This is a genomic window from Stenotrophomonas sp. AC248, from assembly GCF_979258185.1.
In genome coordinates this window covers 2,241,337-2,259,092 of record NZ_OZ409840.1, presented here as the reverse complement: position 1 = coordinate 2,259,092, position 17,756 = coordinate 2,241,337, and the positions used below count along the sequence as shown (strand labels likewise).

13 protein-coding genes are annotated in these 17,756 nt (G+C 65.9%); 9 read left to right on the top strand and 4 right to left on the bottom strand.

Going from position 1 to position 17,756, the window contains the following annotated elements:
* Positions 1-5: 5 nt before the first annotated feature.
* On the bottom strand, positions 6-4,667 hold the full coding sequence (locus tag ACZ0AE_RS10235) for an autotransporter outer membrane beta-barrel domain-containing protein (RefSeq protein ID WP_463601011.1): 4,662 nt from the start codon (positions 4,665-4,667) through the stop codon (positions 6-8).
* A gap of 394 nt (positions 4,668-5,061) precedes the next feature.
* Between ACZ0AE_RS10235 and ACZ0AE_RS10230 the strand changes: the two genes are divergently transcribed.
* The 9 genes from ACZ0AE_RS10230 to ACZ0AE_RS10190 all read left to right on the top strand — a co-directional run bounded on the left by ACZ0AE_RS10230 (position 5,062) and on the right by ACZ0AE_RS10190 (position 15,697).
* Positions 5,062-5,472, top strand: coding sequence for a hypothetical protein (locus tag ACZ0AE_RS10230; RefSeq protein ID WP_185753518.1), 411 nt, complete (start codon positions 5,062-5,064; stop codon positions 5,470-5,472).
* 110 nt (positions 5,473-5,582) lie between these two features.
* On the top strand, positions 5,583-6,395 hold the full coding sequence (locus tag ACZ0AE_RS10225; protein ID WP_463601010.1) for a hypothetical protein: 813 nt from the start codon (positions 5,583-5,585) through the stop codon (positions 6,393-6,395).
* Between the two features lie 30 nt (positions 6,396-6,425).
* The gene (locus ACZ0AE_RS10220; RefSeq protein WP_463601009.1) at positions 6,426-10,172 is read left to right on the top strand and encodes a hypothetical protein; all 3,747 of its coding nucleotides are present in this window, start codon (positions 6,426-6,428) and stop codon (positions 10,170-10,172) included.
* A gap of 65 nt (positions 10,173-10,237) precedes the next feature.
* Entirely contained in the window at positions 10,238-10,531 is a 294-nt protein-coding gene (locus tag ACZ0AE_RS10215; protein ID WP_038688243.1) for a hypothetical protein, read from the top strand.
* A gap of 87 nt (positions 10,532-10,618) precedes the next feature.
* The gene (locus ACZ0AE_RS10210) at positions 10,619-10,900 is read left to right on the top strand and encodes a hypothetical protein (RefSeq protein ID WP_448133695.1); all 282 of its coding nucleotides are present in this window, start codon (positions 10,619-10,621) and stop codon (positions 10,898-10,900) included.
* Positions 10,901-11,187: 287 nt separating this feature from the next.
* On the top strand, positions 11,188-12,843 hold the full coding sequence (locus ACZ0AE_RS10205) for an acetolactate synthase large subunit (protein ID WP_463601008.1): 1,656 nt from the start codon (positions 11,188-11,190) through the stop codon (positions 12,841-12,843).
* Between the two features lie 35 nt (positions 12,844-12,878).
* Positions 12,879-14,261 (top strand): aldehyde dehydrogenase family protein, encoded by a 1,383-nt coding sequence (locus tag ACZ0AE_RS10200; RefSeq protein WP_463601007.1) that lies wholly within the window; start codon positions 12,879-12,881, stop codon positions 14,259-14,261.
* Between the two features lie 134 nt (positions 14,262-14,395).
* Positions 14,396-15,046 (top strand): hypothetical protein, encoded by a 651-nt coding sequence (locus ACZ0AE_RS10195; RefSeq protein WP_463601006.1) that lies wholly within the window; start codon positions 14,396-14,398, stop codon positions 15,044-15,046.
* A 270-nt stretch (positions 15,047-15,316) separates the two neighbouring features.
* Positions 15,317-15,697: a DUF3653 domain-containing protein gene (locus ACZ0AE_RS10190; RefSeq protein ID WP_463601005.1), complete on the top strand. Its 381-nt coding sequence runs from the start codon at positions 15,317-15,319 to the stop codon at positions 15,695-15,697.
* 341 nt (positions 15,698-16,038) lie between these two features.
* Here ACZ0AE_RS10190 and ACZ0AE_RS10185 read toward each other — a convergent pair whose 3' ends face one another.
* From ACZ0AE_RS10185 to ACZ0AE_RS10175, 3 genes are all read right to left on the bottom strand, one after another.
* A complete protein-coding gene (locus ACZ0AE_RS10185; RefSeq protein WP_463601004.1) occupies positions 16,039-16,173 on the bottom strand; it encodes a hypothetical protein in 135 nt (44 codons plus the stop codon).
* Positions 16,166-16,354 carry a hypothetical protein gene (locus ACZ0AE_RS10180; RefSeq protein ID WP_463601003.1) on the bottom strand — a complete coding sequence of 63 codons (189 nt, stop codon included), beginning with the start codon at positions 16,352-16,354 and terminating at the stop codon, positions 16,166-16,168. The genes ACZ0AE_RS10185 and ACZ0AE_RS10180 overlap by 8 nt, the downstream gene beginning before the upstream one ends.
* An 85-nt stretch (positions 16,355-16,439) precedes the next feature.
* Positions 16,440-17,756, bottom strand: coding sequence for a zonular occludens toxin domain-containing protein (locus ACZ0AE_RS10175; RefSeq protein WP_463601002.1), 1,317 nt, complete (start codon positions 17,754-17,756; stop codon positions 16,440-16,442).

Sequence of the window (17,756 nt, the reverse complement as noted above, 5' to 3'; positions counted from 1 at the left end):
CGGGCCTACCAGTTCCAGCGCATGCCCACCTTGCCGTTCCACGCGGTTTCATCGCCATCGAAGCTCCAACTGTAGTCGATGTCGGCGTACAGGTACCCGGTCTGGGTCAGTTGCCATGTCCCGCCGATGCCGATCTCTGCCCACGCGCCGCCCATGTCGACGGCGAACGGCACGGTGCCGCTGTTGCTGGCGAAGGTGGCCCGGGGCGTGCCGCGGAATTCGTGCCACACGTTGCCACGCAGCCACGCCGTACTGCTCCGCGCTTCGCCTTGTTCCGTGACGCGCAGGCCGTTGCGGCTCAAGCGTGCTCCGACGCGGCCCACCAGCGAATCGCCGTCGCTGAAGCGCACCTGCGCCGTGGCGTCATCCAGGCTGTCCACGTCGACCTGCTGCCAGATCACCTGTGCCTGCGGTTCCAGCCGCCAACGCCCGTCCTCACTGCGGGCGCCATCGCCCTCGTTGAGGATGAACGGCCATCCGCCTTCCAGCGACAGCGCCAGACCGTCGGCGTCGAGGAAGCTGTCGGGCATGCGCGGCGACTGCAGGCGCATGTCATACCAGGTGTACTGCGCCACCGCATCCAGGTAGGCACCCTTGGCGGAGAACGTGGTCCAGTAAGCGCCCACCGACCCGGCCTTGAAGCGATCGGTGCCGGCATGGAACCGGTAGTCCAGGAAGTTGTGCCGCACCTCGCCCTTGCCCTTGCCGTAGGCGAGGTAGAAACCGCCGTGACGCCGGCTGAGATCGTCGGCTTCGATGCGGCGGTAGAGATCGGCGCCGATCTGCAGCGCATCGAAACGGTAGTCGAAGTCCGGGCCGCGATCGCCGTAGATGCCACGGCGGCCGCCATCGTGCTCGCCATCGTGGCCTACGTAGCGCATCCAGGCGCCATTGAAGCCGCTGCGCGCGGTATCCAGGTCGTCTCGCTGGCGTAGCAGCTGCTCGTCGCCGACGCGCTCGTGCAGGGTGTCGAGCAGGCTGCGACCGTAGGCCTGCGCCATTGCGGGCAGGGCGAGCACCAGCGACACCTCCTGGCGGTAGGCCGGGGTGGGCGGTGGCGCTGGCATCGGCGGATCCGGTGGCGGAGGATCAGGCGGGGGCGGTGCCGGCGGCGGTGCAGGGCAGGGTGGCGTGGGCGCTCCGGGCGCGGCGCAGTCGATCACCGAGCGCAGGTACCAGCTGTTCTCCACGTCAGCGCCGGAAGCGCTGGCGGCACCGCCGCGATACAGGAAGTACTCGTAGGGTCCGGCCACGACGGGTGCGGCCAGCCTGAAGTTGTCTGCCGTGCTGGTGGCGTTGAGGGTCTGTACCACGCGGATGCCGTCGGACACGGTGATGTCACCGAGGCCGCCACTGCGGTGGATGTCCAGCAGGCCGGGGCCGCTGCTGCTGCCATCCACCACCACCAGCTGGTCCGACGGAGACGCATCGTCGGCAAGCCAGGTGTTCAACGCCAGCGTGCCGTCGCCGCCATAGCGCGACACCGTGAGCGTCTTGTAGCTCGCCGCCAGCGCAGGGTCGCCGCCCGGTGGCGAGAACACGATCCGGCTCGCACCGTTGACCAGCGTGGTGAGGGTCGAGGTGCCGGTCAGGTTCCAGAGGGTGTCCTGCAGGACCACGTTGGACACGCTGCCGGGCAGGGTGACGGCCGCACCGGTCAGTGTGCTGCCGGTGGCGGTGATAGCCGCGACCGTCGGCGTTTCGGCGGCAGGCAATGGCGCTGCCAGCGCCTGTGGCAACGGTACCGGCGGGTCGTCGGGGGGCAGGTCGGGCGGCACCACGGGTACAACCGCGTCGAGACCGTCGAAATCGGCGATGGCGCCGACCTTCAACCACAGATCGCGGCCTTGTACCGTGCTGCCGAGCAGGTCGACCTGCGCTGCGCCGATTGCGCCCACGCCGGGGCCGTCTGCACTGACCAGCGACGATCGGCTGATCAGTGCAGACGCCGCCGCCGGATCGCCGCGCACCAGCAATGCCGCCGCGCCGATGCCGGTTGTGGCCAGCACGGTATCGTCGACCTCCACGCGGCCACCGTTCCAGGCCACGGCGGCATGCGCCAGCGCGCCGCCGGTACTCACCCGGCTGCCACCGCCCAGCAGCAGCCGCCCGTTGTCGGCCCAGGCGATCAGGCCGTGCGCCTGCACGCCGCTGGTGGTGATGGCGCTGGCCTGCGCCGTCAGCAGGCTGTCGGCATAGGCGGCCAACCCATAGCCATGCAGGCCACTGGTGGTGACGGTGAGGCCGGTGCCGCGGATTTCACCGGCCCCGGCGGCACGCGCACCGATGGAATCGAAGCCGCGTGTGGCAACAGTGACGTTGGCAACCGTTGCCACCGCACCAACGCCCTGGATGTTGAATCCCTCGCTGGTGTCGCCCAGGGTCGTGATGCTGTTGCGCGCGCCATTGGCCTGGCCGGTTGCCGGAACGACATTCATCCAGACCCGGCCACCGGCCGTGCCGACGTACACGCCGTGACCGGCGATGCCCGAGGCGACGAACGCGGTGGGATCGGTGATGGCGGTGCCGCTGGTGTCCACCGGTCGGCCGAAGGTGGGCAGGGCCAGATCGGTGCCGAGCAGCACGCCGGTGTAGATCGTGTCGCCGCTGGATATCAGGGTGCCGGCGGTGCCGCCGCCGGCATTGAGTGTCATTGCCGGGCGCCCGGCGTTGATGATGGTCAGGCCGGCACTGTCGATGGTGCCGCCCGTGGCGTTCAAGCCCATGCCGCCCGCCCCGCCGCCGCCGATGTACAGGTTGCGCGCGGTGATCCGGGTGGCTGCGCCATCGGCACGGATGCCACCCCCACTTCCCGACGTGGTGAGCGCACTGTCGCGGATGCTCACCTGCGCGCCCGCCTGGCCGTATACGCCGTTCGAATTAAGGGCGGTGGTGCGCACGTCCAGTTGCGTGAGCGTGGCCTGCGGCCCGGCGACACCGGCTACGCCCTGCACCAGCACGCCATTGGCGTTGATGCCGTGCGTGACGATCTGGGTGTTGGCCGCCTGCAGCCGCGAAGTGGCCGCCGCCGACTGCGCCACCAGCACGCCGGTACTGTTGTTGCCAAACGTCTCGATCCGCGTTGCCGTGGCCAGGGGCGTGCCGTCGGCCGCCACGTCCAGCCACAGCGTGCCGCCACTGGCGGACACCTGTGCACCGTTCGCGCCGGTGGTGCCAGTGGCGATGTAGGCAGCGGGATCGGTCGTCACGTTGCCACCGGCATCCACCGGCAGACCGTAACTGGCCGACGCAGGGTCGGTGCCGAGCTGGACGCCGGTCAGGATGGCGTTGCCTTGGCTGATCAGGCTGCCGCCGCTGGCCACCTGCAGGCCGACCGCCGCATTGCCCCCTGCGATGCCGGACGTGAATACCTGGCTGCCGCGGAGCGTCAGCGTGCCCGTGTCCAGCGCATGCGCCCCGATAGCGCCATTGAGCAGGGTGGAGATGCGCAGGCCGTCCGCGGTGAGCGTGCTGCCGGCGCCCTCGGCGCGCAATGCATGGCCGGTCTGTCCGGCGGCGATGACCACGCCGGGCGTGCCGCCCAGCACCACCGTGCTGCCGCCACTGGCCATCACGCCATGCGCGTTCTGGCCGGCCACGCGCACATCCAGCCCATCGATCTGCAGCTGTGACGCGGCCGTAGCCGACACCCCGTGCGCGGCGATACCGGTCGCGTTGATGGTCAAGCCACTCACCGTGCCCTGCGCATCCGCAAAGGCCAACCCGACCGCACCGGTACCGCTGGTGTCGATGGACAGCTGCGAGGCCTGCAGCTGCGCGCCGCTGGCAAAGCGCCCGCCGCTGTTGTAATTGCCGCGGGTAATGACATTCACCCCGTGCACGGTGAAGCGGGCCCCGCTGGTGCCATTCAACCCGTGGCTGCCGCTGGCCGCGCCCGCGCCGGTACCAAGGATGTAGATCGAGGTGGTGCCGGCGGTGGGGTTTCCTGCGCCGTCCACGTTCAACCGGACCGTGCCATCGCTGGCGCTGATGCCGTGCGCCGCCGTGGCGGCCTTGCCGACGTAGGCGCTGGGATCGGTGACCAGCGCGCCGCCCGCATCGACCGGCAGCCCGTAGGTGGCGGGATTGCCGGATTGCGTGCCCAGCACGATGCCGGTGGCAATGACATCGCCCGTGCCGATGAAACTGCCGCCGGCCACCTGGATACCCTCGCTGTTGGCCAGCGACGTATACAGGCGCGTACCGTTGGAGGTCAGCGTGGTGTCCGCTTCAACGCGCGCCGCCGGGCCGCCGGCACCGAGCCGGCTGACCGTTGAACCGGCCGCCAGGAAGTTGATCGCGCCGCCATTGGTCGAGCAGACCGTGGCGGTGTTGGCGGCACTGGTGATCAGGGCCACCGCACCGCTGGCGTTGATCACGCCGCCGTTGGCTGCATAGAACGCCGGTGCGCCCGCCACCGTGGGGGCATAGGTGCCACCGGCGACGGCCACGGTGCCGCCGTCCGCGCGCACCTGCTGGGGCGGCACGGTGGCCGGCACCGTGATGCAGGTGGCCGCGTCCACGCTCTGCGCCAGGGCCGTCACCGGGGCGGTCGCCAGCACGCCGAGCAGGATCAATCCTGTCGGTGACGTGCCGTGGAGGTGGCAGGTTTTCACGCGGGGAAAGTGCGCCGCCCGTTGCGCGGGCGTCTGTTCTTTCCTGCCCATGGTCTTTCCCCGCTCAACTGGACCGACCGTGGCATTTACCCACCGGCAACGCGGGCGCGCCACCGTACTAGTTGGGCAATGGCACCAGTATTTCTACCAGTTGCCTGGACGACGGCGCAGATGGCGGAAGGCCAGGCACCGCACGGTGCGGGCCTTCACGCCGCCGCATAAACACCCCGTCGCGATGGATAATGCGCACTTTCTGCTTTTGCGACGTTGAGCACGTAATTCCAAGGAGTTAAGTCCATACTCCGATCCAACTGCAGGAGCGGATGCAACGTCCGCCTACTGGCCCGGATTCGATTATCAGGCACGCTGCAGATGTGGGAAATGTGATTGAAACGGGGTGTGATTTTCAGGCTCATACGAACGTCCACATGCAAGGGGGCAGGGGATGCGTACGCGAACCGTTGGGTTGCTTCTCATCGGCATGGTTGCCTTGCTGGGTGCTGCAGGCACGGCCGTGGCGGAGTTGCCGAAAAACATGATCTTCTTCATGTCGGGCACTGCCTGCCCGGCGGGCAGCAGCCGGCTGGTCAATGCAAATGGCCGCATGCTGCTGGTGGCCAACGATCCCGGTGCGATCGGCTCGACCTCGGGCAAGGCCCTCGCAGACCGCGAAGATCGCAAACACAAACACAAGGCGAAGGTGTCGGCCACGCTGAACGAGCACTCGATCTCGGCCGCCAGCAGTTGCTGCAACAGTCAATCGACAGGCAAGGGCGCGCATTCGGCGGATGTGGAAACCGATGAATCCGCCTCGGCGCTTCCCTTCGTCCAGCTGCTGGCCTGCAAGGTCGACTGACCGGCAACGGCATCGCCCGCTTCACCATCCACGTGTTGCCCGGGTGCGTCATGCCCGGCAGGCGCGTGGCTCCGGCTGCATTCGGCTCGCTCTCACTTCACAGGTGCGACATGGCTATCACGCGTCGGTTCCATCGGCCTCTCCTGGCCCCGTTTTCCATCGCGCTTCTCCTGTCCGCGCTGTCTCCGCAGATCGCCGCGGCGGCTGACGCCATGCCATTCTTCACCGAGGCGTACTTCGCCGGCGCCTGTCCGGAAGGCTGGACATCGGTCGACGGGGCCAAGGGCCGCTTCGTGGTGCCCGCGCCGCTGGGGGCCGGCGTTGGCGGCTTCGCAGGCGATGCGCTGGACGGCAAGAGCGCGCCCAAGCACCTGCACGAGCGCATCAGCGGCAAGGTGTCGCTGCCATCGAAGAATTTCGTGCTGATCGGCGGCTGCTGCAACGGTAACCTGGGCGACTCCGGTGAGTACCCGGTCAGCGGGGCATCGGAGGCGGCCAGCGGCGATCTGCCCTACGCGCAGTACGGGCTCTGCATCAAAACCTCGAACCCGGACGGTTCAACGGTGCCCTCGGGCGTGATGACCTTCATGGCGCAGACCCTGTGCCCGGCAACATGGGAAGCGGAGAACTCGGTGGCCGGGCGTTACATCGTGGCGCTTCCCGACAACGGCACGCCGTACTACCAGTTCGGTGGCAAGCCGCTGGAGCCCAGCGAAGTCCGCAACCACGTGCACGGCGTGCAGGGAAAAATCGCGTTCAGCGGTCACGACATCGCAGGCGCCAGCGGATGCTGCGCCAGCGGCTATGCGTCCAAGGGCGACTTCAGCATCGTGGACGGCAAGACCGTTCCCGTGGCCACACAGCCGTCCGACAGCGCCGTCCAGGCGCCGTACTACACGGCCCTGATGTGCAAAAAGCAGTGATGCCCATCCACCAGGCGCAGGGAGAGCAGCATGACCAGGGGATACCAAGGCAGGGACGGTGAGGAGGCGCTGCCCGACCCGGCGCTTCGTGCCGCAGGCTGCGCACTCTGGCGCCGCATGCGCGGCCGCGTCTGTCATGGCATGGTCTGCGCCGTCACCGCGATCTGCCTGGCTGCCACCGCCAGCGCCGAGGTGCGCCCCGGTGAAGTGGATCCGATCGGCAACCCGAAGAAGCTGACGCTGTTCCCGGTGGCTACCCTGGGGCTGCTGGCCAGCCAGAACTCCTCGTTCTACAGCGATCTGTTCGACTACGCCGCCGCCGACGCGCAGCTCACACAATGGACGGTGTCGGCGCAGAAGCTCCAATCCGGGGATTCCTGCCAGCAGTCGCAGCGCCGACGTCTTGGCCATGGCCGCGTGTCGACGCCGGATTTCGAGCAGGCGGTGTGCATGACCAACTTCGGCATCACCGTGTACACCAGCCCGCTCAACATCAACAACGGGAGCCGTGCAACGCTGGCCTTCCCCAACCCGTCCACCAGCACGGTCGGCCGCAATTTTGATCTTGCCGTCGGGGAATTGCTGCGCCGGCCCAGCCAGGACGAACAGCCGCACCAGGCCATCGTCGCGGCCTACGCCAACCTGCAGCATCGGCTGCAGATCGACGTGATCATCTGGGTGCCCAAGGAAGGTACGGGCACGTCGAAGGAGGGCGCGGCGGGGGAGCTGAAGGTTGCCGCCTCCTATATCGGCCCGGCCGATGAAGCGCCCACGGGCGACGTGGCCGTCACTCTCGGCGATTACATGGGCGACGGCACGCTGCAGATCATCAGTGCCGCCGATGCCGCGGCCGGCACCGGCGCCGGGCGCATCCGCCTGGCGGCCTATCGCTATGCCAGTGACGGCACCACGCACACGCTGAAGCGCGTGGGCACGTCCTACGCGCTTGACGTTCCCAATGGCCGGTCGACGTCACTGGCGCTGGCCTCGGCCGATTTCGTGGGCCGTGGCCACGAGCAGTTCATCATGAGCTACCTGGTGCCGCAGGATGCCGGCGCCGACCAGATGGCGCTGGCGTACTTCGACCCGGCAACCCTGGAGCAGATCGGCCCACCCAGGGCGAAGACCACGATCGGGCCGGTGGCGAAAAACACCTACGTCGATATGGCCACCGGCCTGTTCCGGTTCGATCCGAAGGCAACCCCCGTGCCAAGTGATCCGTTCTTCCGGCGGCAACTGGCGATCGTTCATACCTCGCCAGACGCGCGGGTGATGGGCCGCGTGCTGCAGGTACGTGATGGCGATCCACCGGTCATCCAGGCAGGCCCGGCGGCACAGCTTTCGTCGGACCGATCGCCGATTGTCAGCACGGCGCTGGGGCCCTCGGTGGCCGCGGGGAACTTCATCGGCTTCAAGAATGACGGCGTTGATCCGCGTCACCAGGTGGCCGTGGCGCTGCCCGGGCGCGGCGAGCAGGCCGGCCGCACCGTGCCGGAGATCGTGGTCGCCCGCGTCAACGGCGACACCCTGGCGCTTGAGCCGGTGTACCGCCACCGTATGCCCAACTATGAGGCCGGTGGGCTGGTGTTCGGGGTGCCGATCGTGGCCTATGATCGCGGCGGCGAGTCCTTGTATCTGGGCAATCCTGCGCACATCACCATTCAGGACATGATCGACCCGCAGTACGTGGTGGGCATGCCGCCGCGCCACGTCGACGCACTGCCTACGCCCGGGCAGGACCCGCCTTACGAGATCGTCAATCTACTCGGCGTCTCCGGGCCGTCCGCCTTCAACGTCACCCTGCGCGACAGTACCGACAGCACGCTCACCGAGACCTCGACCAATGCCAGCTCCGCCCGTTTCGGCGGCGGCTTGACGCAGACCGTGGGCAGCACGGTCGGTGGCGGCTTCATGAACATCGCCACCTTCGAGACATCGCTCTCGGTCAGAACGGCGGTCTCGTTCGAGACCAACAGCATGGAACGCAGCCTCAACAACGCCTACCAATCGGTCACCACGCAGAAGGCCGCGACCACCACCCAGGACGACCACCTGGTGTTCAACATGCGCCTGGTGGATATCTGGCGCTATCCGGTCTACGGGGTGAACCGGGAGCGGTCCAGCCGGTTTCCGTTCTACGACATCGTCATTCCCGGGCAGCTGATGGAGTACAGCGGCGGCGGGCTGAACTACGACTGGTACAACCCCTCGCACCAGAACTACAACGCCACCAGCTATCCCGAAATCCCCGCGCAGGGCCTGTTTGCCAAGGATATCGGCTCCTTCAGCTATCAGAATGAGGCCGGCAAGACCGTTGAGGTGGCGGGCAAGCCGCTCAACAGCCCGATCGAGCGTGCCTTCGATGGCAATGCCCAGACCTTCAGCCTGGAATACACCAAGGAGTCGGGATCCAGCAGCGAGAAGTCCTATTCCTACACGCTCAGCAACAGCGTGGACATCACCGCCGGCTTCCGGGCCTCGGCGGACGTGCGCATGTTCAACGGCAGCGCGAACTACGAAGGCGCCGTCAACCTGTCCGATACGTCCAACTGGGAAAGCAGCGTGGTCGCGCAGCGCACCATGCGCAATTCACGCGGGATCACCCTCGATCAGCCGGACGTGTCTGGCATCGCATCCAAGGCCTACCACTACGAAACGCTGGTCTATGTCACCGGGAACGGCGGCATCAAGGTCGCGCACGGCACCGACTTCCTGCGCTCCACCGGCGGCGCCACGTGGTGGAAGAAGATGTATGGCGGTCGGCCCGACCCGGCGCTCAACCTGCCGTGGCGCATTGTCTTCGATGCGATGCAGGGCACCTGGACACTGGCCCCGGAGGACACGTACTTCCGTCTGCGCGGCCTGAAGCTCACCGAGGCCGTGCCCAACGAAGTGACGGGCGAGTACGCGCCGTTGTTGGGCGGGGTGGAGGAGGGCACCAAGGTCAGGGTGGTGGTGCCGGTGCACAACTACTCGATCGACACCGCCGCCCGGAATGTCGTGGTCGCCTTCGCCTATCACGCACGTGGCCCGGAGGCCGACAGCGTGGCTCGCGGTGATGGGGCGCGGCCGCGCGAGGACACCTTCATCGAGTTCGCGCGTTCCAAACCCATCACCATCGCGCCGCGCGGCCAGGCCGATGTCGATGTGCTCTGGGACACCGCGAACCTGGGCGGCAGTGACGCGGGCACTGCCTACGACCTCAAGGTCACGGTGGATCCGGACGATGCGATTCCAGACAAGCTGCACGGATCGGACCCGGCAGCCGGGGCACAGACCATCGGACGCTGGCCGTGGAGCGGGGGTTTCTGGGTGTTCAACACGCGCAGATCCACCGTGGCCAATGCCGGTAACGACGGGCAGGGCGCTGCGCAGGCGGTGGGATTGTCGTTGCGCCTTCCCGTGGGCAAGGCGAGGACACAGCCCCCTGGCGTTGTCACGGTCACGATCGACATGCCGGGAGCAGACCGCTCGTTACGCCGATTGATCATCAGCGGTGTCGATGCCGACGGCAAGCGCGTCGCGCTGGCGTCGCGTTCCCTGTATGGGCTGGGGCCGGGCCAGCATCGTCTGGACATCCGGCTGGGTACGCCCGATGCCCTCGTGGGGCTGACATCGGTGCAGGCATGGATCGCATCGGGTGCATTGCGCGGCGAGCCCCGCGGCGGCATCACCACGGGGCGCATCGGCGCTACCGGCGCCAGTGCAAGCAACTCCACTCCAACACAGGGGAACGAGGCAGGGCGGGGCGCAGACGTCGCCCCCGGCAGTCCATGAAGGCCGGTTGCCGCACGCAGCGGCGTCACCGGACATCCGACATCAACGCATAGCGAGGTGTATCCATGAAAACGACCCTTCTGGTCGCGGCCCTCCTGGTGGGCGCAATCCCGGCGGCGCACGCCGCGCAGTGTTACCAGGGCAAGGCAACAGTGAAACAGTCTGCGCCGGCGGCCATGTGCACGCAGGCGGAAAAGGGCTACGCGAACACGGGGAAAGGTCCGCAAACGCACCCGGGCTGCACGGCCGCCAAGGCGCAAGCCGCCAACAAACTCAGGCCACGCCTGCAGCAGTCGTGCCGGGCCTATGTGCAGACCAACGACCCGTGTACCAAGATCGAACTTCCGGCGTGCAACTGACGCGGGGCGGGCTGGTTCGGCGCGTTGCATGGAGCGCCTTCCCTCGAAGGCGCTCCTCATCCATCAACGAAAGATAAGGAGAGCGTGATGACGGACTGCAGGACATTCAACGGTGTCACCGAGGCGATCTTCACCTGCGTCAAGAAGAAGAGCCTGGAAGAGCACGGCACGGTCTACGACCCGCCGGGGGCGCACCAGGGCAAGGCGACCACAAAGGTGCCCGTTGTTGGCACGGTGGTGGTCAGCTTCAACTTCGATCCCGGGTCCGGCACGATCCAGTACTGCATCCTGTCCAAGCCCTGGATTGTGACATCCGGACAGGTCTTCGATGGGATCGGCGACACCATCAACTCCTGTCGGAGGCAGTAGCCGCCTTGGAGAGGGCGCGCAGCCAGAACGGGCGGCATCGCACCGCCATCTGCGTCAAACCACCCGGAAGTACGCACTGTATGTGCAAGCCAGCCAAAGGAGGCGGCAGGCAGCTTCGACCGTGACAAACACCAGCAGGCTCCGATGCACCCATGGACCTCACCGTCCTACCGCGGGATGCCGTCTCTTCGACGGGTGTGCACAGCACCGGGGGTATAGTCGTCCCACACGACGCTCTTCCCCATGGCACGAACTCTCTGTAGTTCATCACCGCAAGGATCGAAGCAATGCCCAAGGGCTCAGACCTCCTGGTCGCCGCACTCGAAAACGAGGGCGTAGACCGTATCTTCGGGGTTCCAGGCGAGGAAAACCTCGATTTCCTGGAATCCCTGCGAAATTCCAGCATCGAACTGGTCCTCACCCGTCACGAACAGGCCGCCGCCTTCATGGCTGCCACCCACGGCCGTCTCACCGGCAAACCCGGGGTTTGCCTGGCCACCCTCGGGCCGGGGGCGCTGAACTTCTCCACCGGCGCGGCCTATGCCCATCTCGGGGCATGGCCGATGATCCTGATCACCGGCCAGAAGGCCGTGATGAGCGCGCGGCAGGCGCGCTTCCAGATCGTGGACATCGTGGCCTCGATGAAGCCGCTCACGAAAATGACGCGCCAGATCGTCAGCCCCGCGGCCATCCCGGCCATGGTGCGCGATGCCTTCCGCGTCGCCATGGAGGAGCGCCCGGGCCCGGTACATCTGGAGCTTCCGGAGGATATCGCCGGGGAAGAGGTGGACGCGGTGCCGGTGATTCCGGTGCATCCCCTGGACCGGCCCGTTGCCCCGGTCGCCGCGCTCGACCGGGCCGCCGCTGCGATCCTGGCCGCCAAACGCCCCCTGGTGATGATCGGTGCGGCCTGCAGCCGGCCCTCGTTGACCGAGGCGCTCTCCTCATTCGTGGCCCGCACGCGCCTGCCATTCTTCAATACCCAGATGGGCAAAGGAGCCGTTACCGGCGGCTCCAACCTGTACATGGGCACGGCCGCGCTCTCCGAAGGCGACTACGTGCACGAAGCCGTCGCACGTGCCGACCTGATCATTGCCATCGGCCATGACACGATCGAAAAGCCGCCGTTCCTGATGAAAGACAACGGCGGGCCCAAGGTCATCCATGTCGGCTTCCAGTCCGCCACGGTTGAACAGGTCTACCACCCCGATATCGAAGTGATCGGCGACATCGGCGCCAGCGCCACCGCGCTTGCCGAACGCCTGGAGGGCAGGGTGGTCGAAGACGCGGGCACCAGTGAGCTGCGCCAGAAGATCCTGTCCCGCCTCAACGACCGCGCCGAGGAAGACCGCTTCCCGGTGACGCCCCAGCGCCTGGTCCATGACGTGCGGCAGGCGATGCCCGAAGACGGCATCGTCTGCCTCGACAACGGCATGTACAAGATCTGGTTTGCCCGCAACTACCGCACGCATGTGGCCAACACACTGCTGCTCGACAACGCGCTGGCCACGATGGGCGCCGGCCTGCCGTCGGCCATGATGGCGTCGATGCTGTTTCCGCAGCGACGCGTGCTGGCCGTGTGCGGCGACGGCGGCTTCATGATGAACTCGCAGGAGATGGAGACCGCCGTCAGGCTGGGCCTGAACCTGGTCGTCATCGTTCTCAACGACAGCGCCTACGGCATGATCCGCTGGAAGCAGGCGGTGGACGGCTTCGAGGATTTCGGCATGCGCTTTGGCAACCCTGATTTCGTGCGCTACGCCGAAGCCTACGGCGCGAAAGGCAGCCGGATCACGGCGGTGGAGCAGCTGGTGCCCGCGATCGAGGCCGCCTTTGCTGGCGGTGGCGTCCACCTGCTGGATGTGCCCATCGACTACTCCGAGAACACCCGCGTCCTGGTCGACGAACTGCGCAACCGTACGCCCGACGTGGGCTGTGCGTAGCCGGTCGCGTTGACGCCCAATACAAGGAATCCCCGATGTTGACCGTCGTACAAGCCTTCGACCGCGCGCCCATCGCCGACATCCCGTTCGACGACGCGGCAGCACTGGAACGCAAACTCAGCGCCGCGCAGCGGGCGTTCAAGAACCGCGACGGCTGGCTGCAGCCGCACCAGCGCATCGCGATCCTGCGCAAGCTGGCCGCGCTGATGGAGGCCAAACGTGACCATCTGGCCCTGCAGATCGCGCGCGAGGGCGGCAAGCCACTGCCCGACGCCATCGTCGAGACCACCCGTGCCATCGATGGCGTCCACAATGCTGCCGATGAGCTGCGCAACTTTGCCGGCCGGGAAATTCCGATGGGTCTTTCAGCCGCGGCCGAGAACCGTTGGGCGTTCACCACCCGCGAGCCGATCGGCGTCGTCGCGGCGATCTCGGCGTTCAATCACCCGCTGAATCTGATCGTCCACCAGGTGGCACCGGCCATCGCGGTGGGCTGCCCGGTCATCATCAAGCCGGCCTCCACCACACCGTTGTCCTGCCTGGAATTCGTGGCGATGGTCCACGAAGCGGGCCTGCCGGAGCCGTGGTGCCAGAGCTTCCTGCCAGATGGCAACGAACTGGCCGAGGCGCTTGTCACCGACCCGCGCGTCGCGTTCCTCAGTTTCATTGGCTCGGCCCGGGTCGGCTGGTCGCTGCATGCCAAGCTGGCACACGGGGCACGCTCGGCGCTGGAGCATGGTGGCGTCGCGCCGGCCATCGTGGATCGAAGCGCGGACCTGGCCAAGATCATCGAACCCATCGTCAAGGGCGGCTATTACCACGCCGGCCAGGTCTGCGTATCCACCCAGCGCATCTTCGTGCACAACGCCATCGCCGACGACTTCACCCAGGCGCTGATCGCGCGCGTCAAGACACTGCGTACCGGCGACCCTACGTTGAAAGACACCGAGGTGGGCCCGCTGATCCAGCCCCGCGAGGCCGACCGGGTGGCTGAGTGGATCGAGGAGGCAGTGAAGGGCGGGGCGCAGTGTGCAACCGGCGGCAAACGCCTTTCCGAGACGACGCTGCAGCCCACCGTGCTGCTCGATCCCGCCAGCGACGCCCGGGTGACCACGCAGGAGGTCTTCGGCCCGGTGGTGGCCGTGTACCGTTATGGCGAGCTTGATGAGGCTATTGCGCGGGCGAACTCGTTGCCTACTGCGTTCCAGGCAAGCGTCTTCGCTCAGGACATCGATATCGCGATGCGCGCGGCCAACCGGCTGGATGCCTCTGCCGTGATGATCAACGACCCGACTGCGTTCCGCACCGACTGGATGCCGTTTGCGGGGCGCAGGGAGTCGGGTTATGGAACTGGGGGTATTCCTTACACGATGCGGGATATGTCGCAGGAGAAGATGATTCTCTTGCGGAGGAGTTGAGCGGGGAGGGTGGGGCCGGGGCCTCGCCGTGATGCGTCACATTAATGCCCTCTGCAGCGCAAGGTCGTTTCGCCTGCAGCGCCGTTTCGCATGTCAGCATTGAGCGTATATCAGCACCGCATGGAGGCGAACGAGTGAAGCGCGTACAGAAGGAACTGTCCCTCGCCGACGTGGCGGGCTGGGGATCGGCATGTGTGACCTTTGGTCTGATTCAAGGCGCGCTGTATCTGCAGGCGTATTGGAGTCAATTCGGCCTGGACCCGTTCCAGTTCGTCGCGGTAGGCGAACTAGCGCTGACTGGTCTTGCGGGGATCGGCATGGTCCTCGGCTTGATGCTGATCACCTTGCTGCTTGGGGGCTGGGTGGAGGGCAAGCTTACGGGCATCAACACAGCGCGCAATCGGTTTGCCTGGCTCGCGCCGGTCCTTTTCTTCACTGGTTTGGGCGCGATCATCTGGTGGGCCAGCGCGTGGGTTCTGCTGATTGGCATGCTGTTGACGGTTGCGTGCCTGCTTGTGCTGACGCTGTCGCCGGTCGTGCCCGGCATCGTCAAGGAGTCACCGTGGCTGGCGTACTGGGTGATACGTATGCGCTTTGGGACCCCGCGCGGAAGACCACCGTTCTGGTACCGGCTGGCGACGTCAGAAAGTTGGAGACAGCGCGGAAGCAGTCGGCGGCGACATCAAGAGCGCGCTAGCTGGCACAGCCTCGGATCATGCAGGCGACCGTCGTGCACAAGCTGGTGCATGGGTTCTCTGCGAATTCTGACGCGCTCAAGGTCCTAAACGGCGGAGAAATCAACCAACTCACGGCCGTTGCCATGACTGTCCTTGAATCAATGGGCTGACGGGCTGCAATCTGGTCTTTATGCGGCGGTCGGGAGGGGAAGCGAGAGCCGATCCAGAGCTTGCGCCTGCGCCGGCCGGTGCCCGCGAACCGGGAGACGGACAGATACGCCACTTCGCATAATGTATATTATGTAAGGAAGCTGCTGGCGTGGCTGGCCCGGATCTTGCCTGCCATACCGTCTCCCCAGCTGAGACGGAACCTCACCCATGCGTGATCGCAAGCTGACCGGCCCTTGGGCCGGTTTTTCGTTCAAGGGTGGCCGACTGGTCACCCCCGAAGGCCGCGAACTTTTGCCGGAGGATCTGGCCTGGCTGTCGCTGACCGCCTGCATTGCGCAGGAATGGCGAGCCATGATGGATGACACACGCCGCGGCTTTGAACCGAAAGACAGACACGGAAAGCCTTGCAGCAGTAGGCGTTCAACAGGGGCGCGCATGGCCACTCGCGTTGCAACCGTGGTGAGCCTGCGCGACTACGTGCGCCGGACATACGAACAGCGGTTAGCCGTGGGTGATCCCGGTCCCAGCGCCGGGGCAGCTCAAGCAGTCCAGCCGGCCACAGGGCCGATACCTCACGTGCGCGGGTGAGGCGTTATCCGTAGGGGCGCTGCCCCTACACCCCCCCTTGAAATCGCCTGTATCGAGCCGTGGAGGCGATTGCGGCCACGGCGCGGAACTACTCGGCCCGGGAAGCGCCCGTGCCATGGCGGCGTGCCAGCTCATCGACAAGGCGGGAAACGGAACGCCGAGAAGACCCATCCGATAGGCTGCGGCGGATGCAGTCAAGCAGCACAGAGTCGCTTAGTTCCTTTGGCCCGGACGCAGCAGCTGCCGCCCTGGCGCGCTCGGCGCGGTACCGGCGTTGCTTCTCAGCGGGGGTCATCGCCTCGCCGTTGATGGGTGGCCTGCCCCGCCTCAAGGCCTGAGCGTCACTCGCCATCGGAGCGTCGCTTGAAGCTGTAGCCCATCGAAATCATCACCAACATTGCGCCGACGGCGAAGCCCACGACGGCGACAGCAGCAATAACGGCAGGGTCACGCAGGAAATCGAGAAATTCAGACATTGCGGGCAGCCTCCGCGTCACGACGATACTTGAGCCACGCATCGGTGGCCTTGATCCGTGCCATGTCGTGAGCATAAGCATCGCTCTTCAGATAGCGACGGTGCTCAATGTACTGCTCGACACCACCCCATGCGCCGCCAACTAGGATGGCTGCAATTAAGAGAAACGCGATGACTTCCATGTGGCACCCCTTGTGGTTGATGGGTTCATATTATGGTAACGCGTTACCTATAGCAAATGACTATTGGTTATATGTAACGCGTTACTCAACTCCCGCCATAGCGGTTCTGCTTTGACTCGGGGAACGTTGCCATGGCGCGCTCCGATACGCGGATGACGGCACCGCCGCTAAGTGTGCCTAACCCCGCGCCCGCGCCACGGGTTCCGCCACTCGCTCCGCTCGCAGCTGCACCCGCAGCGCCGTCGCTGTCCAGGCGGTATAGCGTGGGTTCGGCTTCGCGTTTGGGGGCTTCCCTAGGCCACGCCGTCGCAATAGTCTCAAATTTGTTCGCCGTGAGGCGAACGCCATACACGGCGACCCGCAGCTGGTAGCCCATGGCGATCAACGCATCAAAGCTCAGCTGGTCGACCGTGTTGCCTGATCCGTCGACCCACTCAACCATGCCCACGCTCCGGCCATCGAACTGCCCAGTAAAGGCAAGCCGGATGCGGTTGGCCTGAGTCATGGCCGCGACGTAGCGTTGCTCAACGGTCATGCCTTCCATCGAATCAGCCGCGGCTGTCGGAACGGATGGGGTAATGGAGGTGGAAATAGGCTTGAACGCGCCCTGCCCCGGCGAAACCTTCGCGCCCGGGGGTGCTTGCGTCGTGGCGGCCGGCTCATCGCTCTTGATCTGCTTCACGAAGTAGCCTACGTAAGCCCACACCCCGAACACCAGGGCGATGGCTGCAATGATGATCTTGGGCGCGAGCTGCTTCCAGATGTTGGTGCCGCCTTCTTCGTAGACCTCCGCATTCTCGGCACCGACCGCGTAGCCGTGATAGAGCGGATAAATCTCGGGCTCGTACTTGAGGGTTTTGCCGCCGACAACCTCAAACTTGCCGGGGCTGGTGGTGTGGTAATACGTGACGCGATAGCGGCTCTTGAGGCCCACGGCGGTGAGCTTCTGAAACACGTTTTTACGCTCAATGCGCGCCCTCACCGCCTGATGCACGCGGTTGATCCACTGCGTCATCACCAGCACGTCGCCGCCGTTCTGGCCGATCAATGCAAAGAAATTTTCGACCGCTTCAGGCAGCGCGTTGCGCTGGGCGACGTAGAACTCATGGACCTCATCGATGACCACCAGCGCATCTTTGAACTGATCGGGGATGCACCACTGACCGGTTTCCGGATGCCTGGAGCAAACGAACGTCGTGGCCACGTCCTTCGTGTCAACCAGCGTCAACAGCTGGTGGACCTCATCGACCGGCATTTTCAGATACTCGGCAATGCGCTCGTGGTGCAAGCCGTTAAGCCGCGCGAACACGCGACGGCCCTTCTTGAGAGTGGGCAGGATGTGGTTCTTGACAGCATCGTAGCTCTTGCCTGCGCGCGGTACGCCTTCGTTAAAAACCAGCAT

Bases quoted from the DNA above. Each gene is read 5' to 3' on its own strand.
- ACZ0AE_RS10175 (WP_463601002.1), bottom strand. From the start codon at position 17,756: ATGCTGGTTTTTAACGAAGGCGTACCGCGCGCAGGCAAGAGCTACGAT.
- ACZ0AE_RS10205 (WP_463601008.1), top strand. From the start codon at position 11,188: ATGCCCAAGGGCTCAGACCTCCTGGTCGCCGCACTCGAAAACGAGGGC.
- ACZ0AE_RS10200 (WP_463601007.1), top strand. From the start codon at position 12,879: ATGTTGACCGTCGTACAAGCCTTCGACCGCGCGCCCATCGCCGACATC.
- ACZ0AE_RS10230 (WP_185753518.1), top strand. From the start codon at position 5,062: ATGCGTACGCGAACCGTTGGGTTGCTTCTCATCGGCATGGTTGCCTTG.
- ACZ0AE_RS10190 (WP_463601005.1), top strand. From the start codon at position 15,317: ATGCGTGATCGCAAGCTGACCGGCCCTTGGGCCGGTTTTTCGTTCAAG.
- ACZ0AE_RS10180 (WP_463601003.1), bottom strand. From the start codon at position 16,354: ATGGAAGTCATCGCGTTTCTCTTAATTGCAGCCATCCTAGTTGGCGGC.
- ACZ0AE_RS10185 (WP_463601004.1), bottom strand. From the start codon at position 16,173: ATGTCTGAATTTCTCGATTTCCTGCGTGACCCTGCCGTTATTGCTGCT.
- ACZ0AE_RS10210 (WP_448133695.1), top strand. From the start codon at position 10,619: ATGACGGACTGCAGGACATTCAACGGTGTCACCGAGGCGATCTTCACC.
- ACZ0AE_RS10225 (WP_463601010.1), top strand. From the start codon at position 5,583: ATGGCTATCACGCGTCGGTTCCATCGGCCTCTCCTGGCCCCGTTTTCC.
- ACZ0AE_RS10220 (WP_463601009.1), top strand. From the start codon at position 6,426: ATGACCAGGGGATACCAAGGCAGGGACGGTGAGGAGGCGCTGCCCGAC.
- ACZ0AE_RS10235 (WP_463601011.1), bottom strand. From the start codon at position 4,667: ATGGGCAGGAAAGAACAGACGCCCGCGCAACGGGCGGCGCACTTTCCC.
- ACZ0AE_RS10215 (WP_038688243.1), top strand. From the start codon at position 10,238: ATGAAAACGACCCTTCTGGTCGCGGCCCTCCTGGTGGGCGCAATCCCG.